The sequence below is a fragment of the Vulcanisaeta distributa DSM 14429 genome (genome assembly GCF_000148385.1).
Classification (GTDB): Archaea; Thermoproteota; Thermoprotei; order Thermoproteales; family Thermocladiaceae; genus Vulcanisaeta; species Vulcanisaeta distributa.
Genome location: NC_014537.1, coordinates 1,355,911 through 1,373,610, shown reverse-complemented (window position 1 = coordinate 1,373,610; position 17,700 = coordinate 1,355,911). Strand labels below are relative to the sequence as shown.

Here is a 17,700-nt window from a genome sequence, read left to right as displayed (position 1 = left end):
GTGATGTCATGGTAACGCCGCTTGACGAGGTTCTTTGGGTCTCTCTTCCCTACATAGTCATTGTGGTCTTCATTGGGGGTCACGTGTATCGGTATGCGGTTGACCAGTATGCATGGACATCAAAGTCCAGTGAATTGCTTGAGAAGCGTTGGTTGAACATTGGTTCTCAGCTCTTCCACTGGGGCATACTAATTGTGATCCTTGGCCACATAGTGGGTCTACTCGTGCCGCCCAGCGTTACCCAGGCCATGGGGATAGCTAGTGAGGAGTATCATAAGGTCGCCATAGTACTGGGCGGTGTGTCAGGACTTGTTGCTTATTTCGGTGCCTGGATACTCTTCCTGAGGAGGCTCCTCATACCCAGGGTTAGGAAGACCAGTGATGTCACTGACATACTCGTGCTTGTGCTAATACTGATAATCATGTCTCTCGGGCTCTACAACACGCTGATATACGACATATTCGTACACCCATTCCCCTACAGGTCAACTATTGGCGCGTGGTTGAGGTCTGTCCTCATACTACAGCCCAACTCCAACTATATGGTTGGCGTGCCAATAACGTTCCAGCTCCACATAATCTTCGCGTACATACTATTCCTCGTGTGGCCATTCACCAGGTTAGTCCACGTGTGGAGCTACCCAATATTCTATCTGAGGAGGGCTTGGATAATATACAGAAGGGCCAGGAGGCCCGAGGTGATTGTCCATGCCTAAGGCCAACTTCATTAAGGAGGTCTTCAGGCACTTCCTGCCCAGAGAGAGGTTTAACAATGGATGGAGTGAGTTGGATAATGCGGATAGGGCTTGGGAGGACCTGTACAGGAATCGCTGGCAGTATGATAAGGTGGTTAGGTCGACACACGGCGTTAACTGCACAGGTTCATGTAGCTGGAGGGTCTATGTTAAGGATGGTATAGTGGTTTGGGAGCATCAGGCGGTTGATTACCCAACCAATGGACCAAACATGCCTGAGTACGAGCCGAGGGGCTGCCCGAGGGGTGCGTCATTCTCGTGGTACATATACAGCCCATTACGTATCAAGCATCCATACGTTAGGGGTGAGCTCATGAGGCTATGGAGGGAGGCGATATCGAAGACAGGGGATCCCGTGAGGGCTTGGGAGTACATAGTCACAAACCCAGGGTTAGCCAGTAGGTATAAGTCAGCTAGGGGTAAGGGCGGCTTTGTTAGGGCTTCCTGGGATGAGGTCCTCGAATTAATATCGGCGGCGCTGATATACACAATAAGGACCTACGGGCCAGATAGAATATTTGGCTTCACGCCAATACCCGCAATGTCCATGGTAAGCTTCTCATCTGGGTCGAGATTCCTTGAGTTAATAGGTGGTGTGATGCTAAGCTTTTATGATTGGTATGCGGACCTACCAATCGCGTCACCACAGGTATGGGGTGAGCAGACTGACGTGCATGAGAGTGCTGATTGGTTCAACTCAATGTACATAATTGTCTGGGGCACGAACATAGCCATGACGAGGACCCCAGACGCCCACTTCCTAGCTGAGGCCAGGTATAGAGGTACGAAGGTGGTCGTTGTGACCACGGATTATACCGACGTTACAAAATTCGCAGACTTATGGATAGCGCCTAAGCCCGGCACTGATGCTGCCTTGGCTATGTCGATGATTCACGTCATATTGAGGGAGTTCTACGTGGATAGGCAGGTGGATTACTTCATAAACTACGTTAAGAGGTATACAGACTTACCGTTCTTAGTAGTATTAGAGAGGAGTGGAGATTCCTACATACCGGGTAGGTTTCTGAGGGCTTCAGACTTAGGGCTGAATGTACCAAATGCGGAGTGGAAGACCGTAGTCCTTGACTTAAATACTAAGCAGTTAGCTATCCCCAATGGTAGTATTGGATTTAGGTGGAGTAATGAGGGTAGGTGGAACCTTAAGCTCGAGGACTCAATAACGGGTAAACCCATAGATCCTGCGTTAACATTATTGGGCATGCATGATGATATAGTATTGGTTCAGACCTACGTTTTTGATGATAAGGGGCCAATACCAATCATCAGGGGAGTTCCCGTTAAGAGATTGAGTATTGGTAATAAGGACTTACTGGTCACGACTGTCTACGACCTACTGCTTGCCCATGTAGGTGTCAACAGGGGCTTACCTGGTGATTATCCATCAAGTTATGATGATCCTAAGCCATTTACGCCGGCTTGGCAGGAGATGATAACGGGTGTTGATAGGAAGGTTGCAATTAGGGTTGCGAGGGAGTTCGCTAGGAATGCTGAGTTGACTGGGGGTAGGTCTATGGTCATCGTAGGCTCAGGCATTAACCATTGGTACCACTCAGACCTCATTTATAGAGCGATAATAACAATGCTTATGCTGCTCGGAACCATAGGTGTTAATGGAGGTGGCTGGGCGCACTACGTGGGTCAAGAGAAGGTTAGGCCCCTTGATTCCTGGTCCCACATAGCCTTCGCCCAGGATTGGGTTAGACCACCAAGGCTCCAGAACACCACGTCATGGTCCTACATACACAGTGACCAATATAGGTATGAGGACCTAAGCATGGGTAAGGTTGCCGTTAACCCCGAGTATGAGCATCCAGTGGACTATAACGTTATTGCGGTCAAGAATGGGTGGTTACCATTCTATCCACAGTTCAACATCAATCCAATAAGACTCTATGATGAAGCCACCAAGGCTGGGGCAAGGAGTGATGAGGAGGTTATTAAGTACGTAAAGGAAGGACTTACGAGGGGTAACATAAGGTTCGCTGTCGAGGATCCCGACGCACCGGAAAACTTCCCAAGGGTATTATTCATGTGGAGGGCTAACTTCCTCGCCTCGAGTGGTAAGGGTCATGAGTACGTACTCAAGCACCTACTAGGCACAGATAATTCGGTGATGGCTAAGGAGGGATTGATAAAGCCTAAGCTCGTCAATTGGCGTGAACCCGCACCCATAGGAAAGCTTGACTTAGTGGTCACGATTGACTTCAGGATGAGCACATCAGCGCTATACTCAGACATAGTGCTACCTGCGGCGACCTGGTATGAGAAGAATGACCTAAGCACCACGGACCTACATCCGTTTATACATCCATTTAACCAGGCCATACCACCACCCTGGGAGGCTAAGGCTGATTGGGACATATTCGTGGCGTTAGCCAAGAAATTCAGTGAGATGGCGTGCAAATACCTAGGCAAGGTCAAGGATGTGATTGCTGTACCGTTACTGCATGATACGCCTGGTGAACTGGGCAATAGGTCTGGCCCGAACATTGTTATTGTTGAGCGTGATTACTGCGATGTGTACCATAAGATGATCACACTTGGTCCCCTAATTAAGGATTCAATAGGTGCTAAGGGTATTACGTGGAGTGCCAGGGAGGAGTATGAGGGAGTCGGTAGACTTAATGGGATTGACGAGCACGGTCACCCACTATTGGTTAGGGATTATCAGGTTGCTGAGGCAATACTGCATTTATCTAGTACGACTAATGGCGAGGCATCGTATAAGGCATACAAGGCGCTTAGTGGTAGGGTTGGTATTGACTTAACGCATATTGTGGAAAATCAAAGAGAGGTGGTGATACATTTCAGTGATCTATCCTACCAACCAAGGAGGGTGTTAAGGACACCTATTTGGAGCGGTAAGGAATCTGAGGAGAGGCCATATACGCCATTTGCATTAAATGTGGAGGACTTAGTGCCTTGGAGGACGTTGACGGGTAGGCAGCACGTGTACCTGGATCATGAGTGGATCATAGAGTTTGGGGAGCAGCTACCGACGTATAAACCTCCCGTTGTCCAGGTACCGTTTAATAGCGGTGAGGGACCTAGCATTAGTGGTAAGTACTTGGTTGCACGTTACTTGACGCCGCATGGTAAGTGGCAGATACACTCAACATACATGGATAATCAAATAATGCTAACGCTATTTAGAGGGGGTCCCGTTATTTGGATTAATAGCGATGATGCGAAGGAGGTGGGTATTAAGGATAATGATTGGGTCGAGGTGATTAATAGGAATGGTGTAATCGTGGCTAGGGCTGTCACGTCGATAAGAGTTCCGAGGGGTACCGTGATCATGTATCATGCCCAAGAGAGGACTGTGAATGTCGGTAGGTCCAAACTGACTAATAGGCCGGGTGGTACCCATAACAGTGCCACTAGGGTTAGGGTTAAGCCGACGCACATGATCGGTGGTTATGCCCAATTAAGTTGGGCGGTTAATTACTACGGCCCAGTCGGTACCCAGAGAGATGAGGTTGTGATAATTAGGAGGTTGGGGTGATGGTGATGAGGGTCCTGGCCCACATCTCCATGGTCATGAACCTCGATAAGTGCATTGGCTGCCATACGTGTAGTATAACGTGCAAGAATACCTGGACTAATAGACCGGGTGCGGAGTACATGTGGTGGAATAATGTCGAGACAAGGCCGGGTATTGGGTATCCGAGGCGTTGGGAGGATCAGGAGAGATATAAGGGTGGTTGGGAGTTGAGAAATGGAAGGCTTAGGCTTAGGATTGGCGGTAAGATCTCAAGATTGCTGAGGATATTCTATAACCCATACCTACCTACTATTGATGATTATTACGAGCCTTGGACCTATGATTATGAACGACTAATAGAGTCTGAACAGGGTGAGCAACCTGTTGCTAAACCAAGGTCATTAATAACAGGTGATGAAGTGGAGGTTAGGTGGGGTCCTAATTGGGATGATGACCTTGCAGGCTCACCGGAAATAGCGTCCCAAGACCCTAATTTGGCAAGTCTTGAGGAGGAGATTAAACTTGAGTTTGAGCGGACGTTCATGTTCTACCTGCCCAGGATATGCAATCATTGCCTTAACGCGCCATGCGTTGCCGCATGCCCGTCAGGCGCCATCTATAAGAGGGAGGAGGATGGCATTGTGCTTGTTGACCAGGGAAGATGCCGCGGTTGGAGATTCTGCGTATCGGCATGCCCGTACAAAAAGGTATACTTTAATTGGCAGACCCATAAGGCTGAGAAGTGCACATTCTGCTACCCAAGGATTGAGAATGGACTACCTACGGTATGCTCGGAAACATGCGTTGGCAGGATTAGGTATATTGGAATATTGCTTTATGATGCCGATTCCGTACTGAAGGCGGCCTCTGAACCCGACCCAAAGAAATTGGTGGATGCTCAATTATCGATAATACTTGATCCAAGTGATCCGGAGGTTATAAAGTTGGCTAAGGATAATGGTATTTGGGATGATTGGATAGAGGCTGCCCAAAGATCACCAACCTATAAGCTCGTTAAAAAGTGGCGCATAGCCTTCCCACTACACCCGGAGTATAGGACCCTACCCATGGTATTTTACGTACCACCACTAAGCCCCGTGCTCAGGCTGTTTGGTGGTGAGGAGTTAGGTGAGGTAGCGCCGGAGGATGTATTTCCGAAAATTGATTCATTAAGGATACCCATTAAGTACTTAGCAAGCATGTTTACTGCGGGCAATGAGGAGTTAATACGTAATGCCCTTAAGAGGTTATTGGCGATGAGGATCTACATGAGGAGCCTTGAGCTTAAAAGCCCTAATAAGGATGCGCTTAAGGAGGTTGGATTAACGGAGCAAGACGTACTTGAAATGTATAGGCTGTTGGCTATTGCTAAGTATGAGGATAGGTTCGTAATACCTAAGTCACATAAGGAGAACATGCTTAATGCCTATTCGGAGCAGGGTATGTGTGGGTATGATCAGTTTAAGGAGGCTGTGCCTGAATTAAGAAATCAATTTATTAGTAATGGTAAGATAAAGATAAGAATCAGTAGGGAGGCCTTCAATGAATAGGCAGTCGATCCTTGAATTAATCGCGGATCTGCTCGAATACCCAACGGCTAGGTTAATTAGTGATTTAAAATTAATGAGCGTCAATGATGGTTATGGTATTGGGGAGATTGAAATTTTCATAAGGGAGGTATTAAGCCGTGATCTTTACTATTTGCAAGAAATTTACGTGGAAACCTTCGACATGTCAAGTAAAACTAATCTTTACCTATCATACCACGTTTATGGCGATAGAAGTAAGAGGGGTTTGTTCCTGGCAAGCTTAATGGAGCTTTACAATAAGTATGGATTTAATTATAACAGGAGTGAATTACCCGACTACATACCAACAATACTTAGGTTCATAGCAAAATGCAACAATAAATGCATAAAGGATACCCAGTTCAAGCATTTAGTAAATATACTAAGCGATGTCATTGATAAAATAAGGAAGAACATGCCCCAGGAAAATCCTTACATCCACCTTCTCAATGCCGTGAAGATCATGCTAAGTGAAATTGAGCGATGAGCGATCAGTTTCTCGTAAAAATATAGATTATTTATTTTTACGGTGAGAACGGAAAAGTAATTGAGACTTCTTACGTGAATTGACGTACGATAGTCTCAATAGTAATCCGTATAAAAGGGGAGAGGTAATCCTACTAAGACCAGCCATGGCTCAGAGAAAGCCTGCTGAGGAGCTAAGGAAGTACATAAGGGTTATTGATGATCAGGACATATGTATTGGCTGTGGTGCGTGCGTAAGTGTGTGCCCATACCAGGCATGGGAGCTTGATGAGAATGGTAAGGCGAGGCTAATATGGGACCTATGTTATGATGATTTCTCCTGCATACCCGTATGCCCAGTGAACTGCATATGGAAGACCCCCGAATCACCTGAGACCGCGAGGAAGAAGGATGGGTGGTATAGGTTCAGTCATGAGTTAACGCCAGAGGAGCAAAAGGTATTTGAGGAGTGGGCTCAGAAGTACGGGATAACAGGTAAACCAGCTAAAACATCATGATAGGTTAGAGAGGGCATCCCCTTAAAATCAACCCTGTTTTTCCTTCAATTTCCAGCTTTATATTGAGGAGCTTTAGGGCCAACTCAACATTACTAGTATTATTGCCACCACTATTATTAATGCACCGAGGAACTTAACAATACTGAACCTCTCCCTACCCATGATGCTTGACATGACCTGCGCTATCAACGGCATGGAGCCCGTCAGTATCACAGTAAGCCCAAGGCCTATTAAATCCATTGAAAGGGCGAACAGGGCAACGCCAAGGCCCAGGTCAAGTACGGCGATAATGGGTAAGTAACTACGTACCGTCTCCCTAACGGCCTTAGCAATGTTACTTCCTGTGAGGCGATTAACCATGAATAGTACGATACCGGCCGCTGCAACCCTCGTGAAGGCTATGGAAATGGGATTTAACCCAGCAATATCGGCAATCTTAATCATTGTTTGACCCGCCGACCATGCAACGGCCGCGGCGAGCCCGAGGAATAAACCCTTAATTTCCCTCCTTGAACCACCACCGCGGGATAGTAGGTAGACGCCAGGTATTAATAATATGCTGGCCATTAGCTTCGTTATTGTCAGTGGTTCGCCTAGGAATACCGCGAATAACACTGTCAATGGTATGTAGGTGTAGGATGCTGGTGCGGCTATTGAGACGCCTGAGTAGTTTATTGAGAATAGGTATAGTGAGTCGCCAATGACGAGCGAAAGCAAGCCGCTCAGGGAGCCCCATATGGCTCCGTAATTAAGCCCCAGCACCATTGCCGGGATTAGGAGTACTACTGAGGCATAAAGCATCCTGAGGAAGTTCACCGTCAATGGGTGCATCCTCTTCATGAAGTCTCCATACATTATTGATGCCCAGGCCCAGATAACGGCTGTTAATAATGCAGGTAAGTCCTCAATAATCATAAGCCGAAGAACTAAGTAAACAATGCTTTAAAGCATATTCTCCATAGGCTAGTCAGGCCCAAAAACAATACTAATGTCCTTATCCGGCGGTTTAAAGGAAGGCGCACGTTTAACCAGCTCGCTCCTAATAGTATCAACGCCAACCTTAGTCACGAAGTCCCTAACCCCACGAACACCTGACTCCCTATACATCTCAAGTAAAACCTGCGCCGCGAGCTCCGCATCCCCTGGGTCAACCGTGCCAATGACAAAGCCCAGGGCCGTCGGTGAACCACCCATTGTTATCAAGATCCTCGTCTTAGAACCAAATGGTTCGAAACCTATGTCCGAGACCCACGACATGCCGCAATCATGCGTGCACCCACTAATGCCGACCCTAATTGGCTCATTGAGCCTACTTAAGTGTACGTGTATTTTACGGCCGAGCCCGGTGGTGTCTATTAGGCCTGGTGGGCATAGTTCATTCCCTAGGCATGCAACGGTTATTGGGCCCTCGGGATATATGGGCCCTGGATCCCTAATCTCATAATTGTTCAATTCCTCAATCTTATTGACCCCCTCACGGATTGGTATGTAGACGCTTTGGTTATTAAATAATAGTACGTAGCCAAACCCATACCTCTCAGCCACATCAGCCAACTTAATCAATTCATCAGCGGTAACCCAGCCAGTTGGGTATGGGACCTTCACAATCCTTGACTTAATGAACCTTGGAGTCAAATCGGGCGGCTTGGGTAGCTTAGGTTTGATCTCCCTGGCTATTGCCATAACCTCCTCCTTAACCTTATCAAGACCACGTAACTTAACCACCCACTTGAATCCCCTCCTCTCGCCAGACCTCCTAAAGACCTCGGCAACACCCACACAGATTGGTAGTAAATCCTCCGCATCAACGTCAGTAAAGGCTAATTTAGCGCTGAAGGCGTGCTCACCTATTCCACCGCCCAGGTACACGTCGAACTTACCATTGGGCTTGGCCACAATGCCTATGTCCTGGGCAACGGGCACCGCGCAAGCCCTTTCGCACGCCGAAATTGATATCTTAATTCTGTGAGGTAACGAGGGTTGCTCATACTCACTCCTATACCTAAAGTAATCGCCTATGAATGTGGACAACGCCTCAGCGTTTATGTGGGCATATGGGCAGAACTGGGAGGTGCACGGTATTGGATTCCTAACAGAGTTTCCGCAGGAGTCCCTTGGGTCAAGGCCGACCTCCTTAAGCTTGGCTACTACCTCATCGAAAAGTCTGAAATCGACCTTGAAGATCTCAATATCACCCCTGGTGCCGAGCATGGCCCTACCATCACCGTAAACCTTACTGACCTCGGCAATAACCCTTAATTGGTTCGAAAACCACTTGCTTGGGTCACGACCGACACCCTGCCTAATCCTTATTGATACCCAGGGATTATCGCCACGGTTCTTATAAATACCCTCATGCCTCCTTGGATACACAATCCTGTAAACGTCCGAGTACTTAAACGAAGACACTGTAAAACCACGTCCACGCATTATTTAAGCCTTTATTACCGCACATGAGACGATGCTTAAATGAGGGTGGTTTCGAGGAAAGCAAAGGTACTTAGATTCCTTTCTCACGTAATAACCTGTCAATAACGCTTAATAACTGCACGATGTCCGCCTTAGCCGATTCATCATCCCAGTACTGGCTGAGTATTCCCTGTTTATCCGGCCCATTGTATTGATACTGATGAAGCATTATTGCTAGGTTTGTATATACATTAATGTCACCGCCTATCACCTGCGATACCCGCTTCAGCGCATTGCTTGGCATTAAGGCGATGATCCAGTCAACCTTATTAATAACCCTATTGCCCCTCAGCCTAACCACACCCTTAAATACATCCTTAAGCTTATCTCTATTCTCAGCCGCAAATGCAGCCACAAGAGCCTTCCATGCTTGATAAGCCTTGCCAGCCGCGTTCCTAGTCAACCCTTCATCAAGGAACCTCCTAGCCAACTCAGCCTCATACCTAGCCTCAAGCAACCTAGTCCTCCTATAACCATCAAGGTCAAACCAAGGCTTAGGCAACTCCTGCATGTTAATACACTATGTATTTATGAATTAATTTGCCTTACTTTAAGGTGGCAGCCATTGTAATAATCACTAACTTACGGACCGCAATCCACCCATTAAGTACCTGGTCAATCAAAATCACTGCATATACTACCTAAGCAACGATGCCTTGCGAAACCCCTAATAATGACCTCACGCCTAAGCAATTCTCTGAGCAAGGCCTCAACCCTACGTGCATCACCCCTATCAAGCCTAATAACGATTCTGTTATCCCTTAATTGCTCAACATGCCCGGAATAACCTAAGTGCTTAATAAACTCATTAACCTCATTAGCGTCCATATTAGGCAACTTACTCATATCACCACAAGGCCCCCACTTACAGGCGTAACACCCCAGTCCAGAAGCCTCGATATTAGCTCCACATGCTGACTCATAAACCCTAAAGCCCATCCCACGGGCGATTGACGATATTTTATCCTTCAAATCCCTGGCTCTAATTGGTACCTGCTCCTTACCCAACTTACTACCTGGTAGTCTAAGGCTTAGGTCAATACTAACGGCCCTAAGCCTCTCATAGATGCCCGCGGTAACCCTAAGCGTACCAAGCACCACAGACCTCACACCAAGCTCCCTCGCCATTGACAGTATTTCGCGGGCGTCCCTATCGGTTATACCGGGTATTATTGGCCTTATGAATAGGGAAACGTTTATTCCAGCCTTAACGAGCCTACCCGCGAACCTCAGCCTATCCACCGGGTCTGGTGCCAGGGGCTCTATCTTCCTGCAATCCCTAAGGCACACCACAGTTTCGAGAAAGCTAATGCGTGGCGCATGCTCCCTGATCCTAATTATGTAATCATCGCTAAGGACGGATTTAGAGCTGATCTGTAGCGGATTACCAAGTGGGCCCAGGACCTCGATATACTCAAGGGCTCTCTCCCTGGTTTCAGGTAGGAAGGGCTCGGTCACGGAGCCGATGGCAAGCATCGTACCACCAGGCCCAAGCACCACATACGGGTTTAGTGTCAATGCATAGAGCAATTCCTTACCGCTTAGTGGGTATGGCACGGCCCTGTGCGGGAACCCCATGTCGTAGATGTAGCAGTAGGTGCATGAGTACGTGCAGCCTACCCCCGTGTGTATCGTCATGCCGCACGGCCTTGGATACCTCCTTGCATGCGGATCTCTTCTCGCCCTCTCTATCGACTCCTCGCTCAACTCATTCTCCAACCTATTCCTCAGCCTCTCCTTGAACTCCAAGTACTTAATTAGGTCCATTGGTAGTGATGGTATTAATCACAGCCCGTATTAAACCCTTACAGGTACTCGGCAGCGAGCCTGTACACTGGGTCGGAAATCCTATAGTAATCATCAGCCTTCTCGACAATGCCCAGGTCCACTAGATTACCCAGTAATTCGGAAACCGTTGCGGCATTTATTTCCCTGCCTTCATAATCCTCAAGCCTACGCTTAATTAACCTCCAGGGCATTGGTTCCCTAGCCAACACCCTTAAAATCACGGCATACCTAACACTCCTAAGCGAGGAAACTAGGTTTCGTAACTCATTAAGCGCCAATTGTACCGCATCCTTCATTATTTCATCAAAGTCAGCAGACCTTCTCATTGAGTATGTATAGCCGAAGTACGTTAACCAACCAATAATACCATCGAAAGTCTCCACGGCCCTCTCGAGGACGTTCTTAGGGCAGTTAATGCCTAATTGGTTAAAGCCTCGCTCAAGGAAGTCGAGAGACTCGTCAGGGCTTAGCTTCCTCGTCTTAACCTCCACGTACGCCCTACCGAAGAGTGGCGCCTTCGGGTCGTGAAGCCCAAGGAAGTCGTAAAGGAGACCGACCTGCGAACCCGATAGTGCCAGCCTTATGTTCGGCAAGTTATCAAAGATGTAAGCAAATAACCTATCAAACCTAAGCCAATTAACCCTCCTCAACTCCTGGGCCTCATCAATCGCTATTATCACAGGCCCACCAACCTCATTAAGCCTAATGAGCAGGTCGGCAACACTAACCCGTGGCTTACCCCTAAACCTAACCGAAATTTCAGGCGGGTTAACGGAAATCCTTAGGCCCTCGATACCTCTAAGTGCATTAATTATCTTATCCCTAATCGAGGACCTCCTACGCAGAAGTTCATTAAGTGCCTGTATGAATAAGTCAATTACGTCACGGTAACTTGCGTACAAGCTAAGCCTGACGTCTACGTATACATAATCAATGCCAGCCTCATTAAGTGCAACCTTTAATAGCGATGTCTTACCAGTCCTCCTAAGGCCAGTAACTAACGTTAACCTCGAACTCCTTAAGAACCTCATAAGCATTTCCAGTTCATGATTAAAATCATAGAGATCCTCTCTCCTGCTCTTAGGTTCGATACTAAATAACATTTGGGTAACCCCAAATTATTTATAGTACCCCAATAAATATTTTAGTCGAGAAACCAAACCATAACCTTCACATACTGAGATTAACGCATTAATAATGAGTTAAGGCACGTTTATGAGCAATGCATGACAATAAAGGATGAGTAGGTAAGGAGTGTGGCCGCTCCGGAGGAGCGACAGTTCATCGGGCCGTGGGCTTCACGGCTCTCGAGTCCTCCCTCAACCTACTTAGTAATCCTGTGGTTTAATTAACCTTACTCATTAATAATCGTAAGACCATACCATAAGCCTTTCCTGAAATTCCTTATAAATAATTGACTTGATTTATTCATGATGATCGTATTAATTACTGGTGTTAGTTCATCACCTGGGTATAAAACAGCCATTAGCCTAGTTAATAAGTATGAGGTTATTGGCACCTATAATGAGCACCCCATCAACATACCCGGCGTCACCGTGGTTAAGGCCGACATAACCAGGGATTCCGCTAGATTAATTAACGATTATAAGCCCGACGTGGTTATACACATGGCCGCAATAGGCAACGTCGACCAGTGCGAGGAGCAGCTAGAGCTTTGTTATAGGGTTAACGTGGTGGCCAGCAGGGACTTGCTCACTGCTGCGTATAGGAGCGGCTCGGCCATTTACTACCTATCCACGGACTACGTATTTGATGGTGAGAGGGGTATGTACTCGGAGGATGATGCGCCAAGACCCGTTAATTATTACGGATTAACAAAGCTAATGGCGGAGGAGATCACAAGAGCATTGGGTGGTTCCATAATTAGGGTTGCCTGGATTTATGGCACGGGGCCAGGGAGAGCCAACTTTGGCAAGACCGTGGTCGAGAAGTTGATGAGGGGTGAGGTGGTCACGGCAATAACTGATCAGTGGTCATCACCAACATTAAACACAATAATTGGTGAAGCCTTCGTGAAGTTATTAGACATGAGATTTAGCGGAATAATACACGTAGTTGGACCAAGACTAAGTAGGTATGAGTTCGCAAAGGCCATAGCCAGACACTTCGGATTTAACGAGGAGTTAATAAAACCAATAAAGCTAAGTGATGTTAATTACAAAGCCCGAAGACCAAGGGACAGTAGCCTAAGTAATAAGAGAGCAATTGAATTATTAGGAATACCGCTCAATGATATAGATCATGCACTATCAATATTTAGGAAGGAATTGGAGATCGAAAGGTCGATGGTAAGGACATAGTCCATGAAGGAAAGCTTTAAATCGCAGTTAATGGTTTGTTGGTTTGCCGGGGTGGCCGAGCCAGGTCCAAGGCGCGGGCCTGGAGATTCCGCAGGGAACCTTAAAGTCCGTCCCCGCAAGGGGGCCCGGGTTCAAATCCCGGCCCCGGCACCAACACGGTCATCGTTTCGACGCTTTCTAAGATTAAGAGATGAGTATGATCGTGAAATACGGCATAGTTATGATTAAGGTTAGGATTAAAACTTTATAGTATAGCATAATGATACTACTTTAATTGTGTGAGGTTTAATGGCTCATATTAAGAGGATCATGATTGAGGAGATTAGGAGAAGAAAGTTTAATGTTAGTGTTAAAGGCAAATCTGGCGGTTTAAATAATGAGCTTACACTTAGCAGAGTTAACGTATTGACCGGCTGCAACGGCTCATTTAAAACCTCAATACTCGAGGCATTAGCAGCATCATTACTGATGCTGACTGACCCAAGTCGTGCACAATCCCTATTTACCGTGGCTTCAACCCTTAGGATGGATGAATTTTGGCTTTATAGGCTCTTGAACGACGGATTCAAGCTCATGGTTGATGACGTGGAGGTCAAGACCACAAGTATTGAAGAACTAATTAAGCTTCAACAGCCATCATTTTCAGCACAACCATTAATGCCTGTGAACCCATTCACCAAGGCTGCAATTGCTGAAAAAGGAAACAAGAGGGGTTTCCTCAGGGTTGACGTAATACCGGTGAGCATGTTTCCACAGCAAGTTCAATACAGCATTAATATTACTGTTAATAAGATTGATGGCGTTAACTACGACTTCATAGCACTATCAACGCCCAATCCATTAACACCGCAATTCATTGGTTCATTAATGAAGATTGTTGATTACGCCAAAGCCATTAAACTGTTTAATAAGGTCTTCGAGGGTGTTGAGATAAGTTTCATGGGGCTTAAGCCGGATGAGTTTGATAAGCATAACATAGTCTTTGTTGTGAAGGATGGGGAGAGGCCAATACAGTATCTTGGCAGTGGTTACTTAGGCTTGGCATTAATGGTCCTTGCCGCATCGAGGGAGATAGTGATGTATGATAATGTGGAGTTACATATGCATCCATGGTTAATGAATAAGGTTGCTGAATTAATGAGTGATACTAAGGATGTTCAGTGGATAATCACTACGCAAAGTAGCGAAATGCTTAATGCAATGTTAAATAATGTGGATTTAGATGAATTGTTAGTAATTGAAAGTAACGCAAGGGGCTTATTGAGGATTTACGATGGTAGGGAGGCAAGTAGAAGAGTTGGGGAGCTTAATGAGGATTTAAGGGGTAATTGCCTATGATTAAGCGGATAATTTTCGTGGAGGGTAAAAGTGATCTTAAATTTATCCTTGGCCTTTTAGGAATTAGGACTTTGAGGAAGTGCGATGGTATTAAATATGATTGCTATTATGGAGAGTCTGAGAATACCTGTATATGCGAGGGCGGCGGTAAGGATAATGTATGTGAACGGGTTAATACGATTATTCAAGATAAGCCCGATATTAAGATTGAGGTTCATGTATTGCTTGATGGTGATGCAAGGGGTATTTCATGTAATGGAGCTATAATGCATTATTTGAATCATAGGAACATTGATGAGTTGATCTTCGAAGTTGTCCAAGGGATGCTTAGGGATAAACAACGTGATAAATTAATAATGATGCTCCTGGAGAGTGAAAGCGGGAATGAGGATAGTAAGAAGAAGGCTTACCTGGCAATGTATGTGGTCTGGAAATATAGAGATGTGTTGGGTCTAGGAGGTATTGATTACTGGCCTAACCTGCATGACTTTTATCACGACCTGGGTATTTTAATTTCTAAATCCGGCAATGTCAATGAGGTATTAAATTCCGAAGGCGAAATACGGTCTATAATTAACTTATTGAAAAAGGATTAGCCGGGCGCTCCGGTTAAGGATTTAACGTAATGCATCCTTGCACTTCAGAATTTACTTCTTTAGGATCTCGGCCGCTTCGGAGAAGTCTCCCCTCCCTTTACCTTCACTCCTGGCTATCTCAAGGAGTTTATCGATTATGGTCATTATTGGTAATGACCTGCCCTTACTCATTGAGTGCTTTATTGTTTCGTCAATCACGTATTTCGCGAGGTCTATTGAGAAGGACTCTGGGTAGTTACCGCTTAGTATCCAGGGTAGCCTAGCCCTTAACTGCGCCGAGTCGGCTCCACTCATGCTTAGCGCCTTGACTAGGGTATTCGTGTCTAGACCAACATCCTTCATCAACGGTGATAGTTCGGCTAGTATCATGGTGTTGGCTATGATTATTGACGTACTGATTAACTTAAGTAATGTGGCTTGCTCGTGGGTGCCAATGTAGATCGGGGTGCCCAATTGCCTAAGGAATTCCTCTGACTGCTTATACAATTGCTCATCACCACCAATAAACATCACGAGAGATCCGCTCTCGGCTTGTTTCGGCCCACCTTCAAGCCTGGCGGTTATGTACCTAAACCCCCTGTTACGGACTATGGAGAGTACCTGCTCAAGCTCCGCCAGACTCATCGTGGTTGTGTCTACTATCACAGCGTTAGTACTTAATTCACTCAGTACCTGGGCAGACTCCCTACCAGTGGGTAATGCGAGGACTACGTAATCAGCATCACCGCACTGTCCCACACTATCCACAGTCTTCACACCGGCATTACTTAAGGCTGCATATATGGACTTATTGATGTCATAGCCGTAGACCACGTGGCCCCTACTAACGAGATTAATAGCCATACCCCTACCCATCCTACCTAAACCGATTATGCACGCCCTCATTACCCAGTTACTGTCTTAAGCCCTAAATATGCATATCGTCAATTCCTTGACCTGCCCATGATTGAATCCACGATCCTCCTAACCCTGTCAATTACGTCGCTAGGCGCCGTAACATCCATCGGGTATTCCTTACCACCATACTCCTCGGGGAGCTTCCTAGTTGCGTCAATGCCAACCTTACTACCCAGGTTTGGAACTGGCGTTGATGGGTCGAGCTCCTCCACTGGGTAATTATCAATTATGAGTATGTCCCTCGATGGATTAACGTGAGCAGCCACCGCGTACATTACCTGACCCCAATCCCTGACGTCCACGTCATGATCCACCACAATCACGACCTTACCCAGTACAGGTACTAAGCCCCATAATGCCGTCATAACCCTCCTGGCGTGTCCAGGGTACCTCTTCCTAATCGATGTAATGATTACGTAGCCCAAGCCCTCGGGCGGTATTTCAATATCCACCAGCTCAGGGAGTATTTGCTTTAGGAGGGGTTTCACAACCCTCGTTCCAAACCTAATTATGTTCCCATCCTCGAGCACAGGCCTCCCAGTGACCGTGACGGGTATCAAGGGATCCCTCCTAGAGTAAATGGCCTTAACCTTAACCACAGGGTACTCCTTGGCTATTGAGTAAACACCCACGTGGTCGCCAAACGGTCCCTCCCTAACGTATTCACCGGTCAATTCACCCTCGATAACCAACTCCGCATTTGCTGGGTACTCAACATCCACGGTCGAACCTCTCACCAACTCAACACCCTCGCCCCTAAGCACCCCAGTGACCAGGAGCTTATCCAGTGGATGCGGTATTGAAATGCCTGCCATAAGCATCGTCACTGGGTCAGGACCAAAGACAACAGCAACCTCCGCCTTCTCACTAAGCTCTCCATACATTGCACTCCTGCGCCAAGGCTGCCAATGCATCACGAACCTATCCCTACCAACCACCTGCAGCCTATAGTAGCCAAAGTTCCTGTAGTTGCCGTATTTAACGAACGTTATCCCAAAGGTAATGAACCTACCAGGCTCATGAACCCACTGCCTGATGGCAGGTATCTTCGTTAAATCAATGTTACTCCACTCAACCTCCCTAACTGGCCCATCATTAACACTCCTAGGGAAGTACTGCGAAAACCTCCTCAACTCATTCAGGGATTTTAAGGCGTCGAACAATCCCTGGGGAATCCTAAGATTTAGTAGGTCCGTTAATTTAGAGGCTGCGGTCTCTGGGTCGTTACCTTCCATGGCGAGCATCACCCTATCCCACTTACCAAATAGATTGCCGACTATTGGCAATGTGCCCTCCCTGGTCCTCTCGATTATTACGGCAGGACCACCCCTATACATCAACTCCCTCAGTAATGCAGCAACCTCGAGATCAACACTAAGTGGTTCACTTATCCTGACGAGGTCCCTCCTTTCCTCCAGGGCCCTAATGAAGGTTCTGAGGTCCTTAATAGCCACCTAAAGAACAACGCATATTGGGGCAA

14 protein-coding genes, 1 tRNA gene and 2 pseudogenes are annotated in these 17,700 nt (G+C 46.7%); 9 read left to right on the top strand and 8 right to left on the bottom strand.

What is annotated here, in order from left to right; all coding sequences use genetic code 11:
• Nucleotides 1–8: 8 nt before the first annotated feature.
• From narI to VDIS_RS07075, 5 genes are all read left to right on the top strand, one after another.
• Nucleotides 9–716, top strand: coding sequence for a respiratory nitrate reductase subunit gamma (gene narI / locus VDIS_RS07095; protein WP_013336553.1), 708 nt, complete (start codon nucleotides 9–11; stop codon nucleotides 714–716).
• Nucleotides 709–4,281 (top strand): nitrate reductase subunit alpha, encoded by a 3,573-nt coding sequence (locus VDIS_RS07090; protein WP_013336552.1) that lies wholly within the window; start codon nucleotides 709–711, stop codon nucleotides 4,279–4,281. Before narI ends, VDIS_RS07090 begins: the two co-directional genes overlap by 8 nt.
• 5 nt (nucleotides 4,282–4,286) lie before the next feature.
• On the top strand, nucleotides 4,287–5,810 hold the full coding sequence (gene narH / locus VDIS_RS07085; RefSeq protein ID WP_013336551.1) for a nitrate reductase subunit beta: 1,524 nt from the start codon (nucleotides 4,287–4,289) through the stop codon (nucleotides 5,808–5,810).
• Nucleotides 5,803–6,315 carry a nitrate reductase molybdenum cofactor assembly chaperone gene (gene narJ, locus VDIS_RS07080; RefSeq protein ID WP_013336550.1) on the top strand — a complete coding sequence of 171 codons (513 nt, stop codon included), beginning with the start codon at nucleotides 5,803–5,805 and terminating at the stop codon, nucleotides 6,313–6,315. The genes narH and narJ overlap by 8 nt, the downstream gene beginning before the upstream one ends.
• 145 nt (nucleotides 6,316–6,460) lie before the next feature.
• Nucleotides 6,461–6,811, top strand: a complete 351-nt coding sequence (locus VDIS_RS07075) for a ferredoxin family protein (protein ID WP_052885797.1) — start codon at nucleotides 6,461–6,463, stop codon at nucleotides 6,809–6,811.
• A 72-nt stretch (nucleotides 6,812–6,883) separates the two neighbouring features.
• Here VDIS_RS07075 and VDIS_RS07070 read toward each other — a convergent pair whose 3' ends face one another.
• From VDIS_RS07070 to VDIS_RS07050, 6 genes and pseudogenes are all read right to left on the bottom strand, one after another.
• On the bottom strand, nucleotides 6,884–7,726 hold the full coding sequence (locus VDIS_RS07070) for a DMT family transporter (RefSeq protein ID WP_013336548.1): 843 nt from the start codon (nucleotides 7,724–7,726) through the stop codon (nucleotides 6,884–6,886).
• Nucleotides 7,727–7,774: 48 nt separating this feature from the next.
• Nucleotides 7,775–8,902, bottom strand: a pseudogene (locus tag VDIS_RS07065) (nitrite/sulfite reductase); the annotation flags it as partial.
• A gap of 48 nt (nucleotides 8,903–8,950) precedes the next feature.
• Nucleotides 8,951–9,139, bottom strand: a pseudogene (locus VDIS_RS13200) (nitrite/sulfite reductase); the annotation flags it as partial.
• A gap of 172 nt (nucleotides 9,140–9,311) precedes the next feature.
• Nucleotides 9,312–9,791: a PaREP1 family protein gene (locus tag VDIS_RS07060; RefSeq protein ID WP_013336546.1), complete on the bottom strand. Its 480-nt coding sequence runs from the start codon at nucleotides 9,789–9,791 to the stop codon at nucleotides 9,312–9,314.
• Nucleotides 9,792–9,895: 104 nt separating this feature from the next.
• Nucleotides 9,896–11,047 carry a radical SAM family protein gene (locus VDIS_RS07055; RefSeq protein ID WP_013336545.1) on the bottom strand — a complete coding sequence of 384 codons (1,152 nt, stop codon included), beginning with the start codon at nucleotides 11,045–11,047 and terminating at the stop codon, nucleotides 9,896–9,898.
• Between the two features lie 38 nt (nucleotides 11,048–11,085).
• Nucleotides 11,086–12,171, bottom strand: a complete 1,086-nt coding sequence (locus VDIS_RS07050) for an AAA family ATPase (protein ID WP_013336544.1) — start codon at nucleotides 12,169–12,171, stop codon at nucleotides 11,086–11,088.
• A 330-nt stretch (nucleotides 12,172–12,501) separates the two neighbouring features.
• On the opposite strand from VDIS_RS07050, the gene VDIS_RS07045 reads away from it, so the two are divergent.
• The 4 genes from VDIS_RS07045 to VDIS_RS07030 all read left to right on the top strand — a co-directional run bounded on the left by VDIS_RS07045 (nucleotide 12,502) and on the right by VDIS_RS07030 (nucleotide 15,323).
• A complete protein-coding gene (locus tag VDIS_RS07045; RefSeq protein WP_013336543.1) occupies nucleotides 12,502–13,389 on the top strand; it encodes an SDR family oxidoreductase in 888 nt (295 codons plus the stop codon).
• A 45-nt stretch (nucleotides 13,390–13,434) separates the two neighbouring features.
• Nucleotides 13,435–13,542 (top strand) — tRNA-Ser (locus tag VDIS_RS07040).
• Nucleotides 13,543–13,677: 135 nt separating this feature from the next.
• The gene (locus VDIS_RS07035; protein ID WP_013336542.1) at nucleotides 13,678–14,727 is read left to right on the top strand and encodes an AAA family ATPase; all 1,050 of its coding nucleotides are present in this window, start codon (nucleotides 13,678–13,680) and stop codon (nucleotides 14,725–14,727) included.
• The gene (locus VDIS_RS07030) at nucleotides 14,724–15,323 is read left to right on the top strand and encodes a hypothetical protein (RefSeq protein WP_013336541.1); all 600 of its coding nucleotides are present in this window, start codon (nucleotides 14,724–14,726) and stop codon (nucleotides 15,321–15,323) included. The genes VDIS_RS07035 and VDIS_RS07030 overlap by 4 nt, the downstream gene beginning before the upstream one ends.
• Before the next feature lie 51 nt (nucleotides 15,324–15,374).
• Here VDIS_RS07030 and VDIS_RS07025 read toward each other — a convergent pair whose 3' ends face one another.
• On the bottom strand, nucleotides 15,375–16,208 hold the full coding sequence (locus VDIS_RS07025; RefSeq protein ID WP_013336540.1) for an NAD(P)-dependent oxidoreductase: 834 nt from the start codon (nucleotides 16,206–16,208) through the stop codon (nucleotides 15,375–15,377).
• Between the two features lie 38 nt (nucleotides 16,209–16,246).
• Entirely contained in the window at nucleotides 16,247–17,674 is a 1,428-nt protein-coding gene (locus VDIS_RS07020) for a UbiD family decarboxylase (protein WP_013336539.1), read from the bottom strand.
• Nucleotides 17,675–17,700 lie beyond the last annotated feature (26 nt).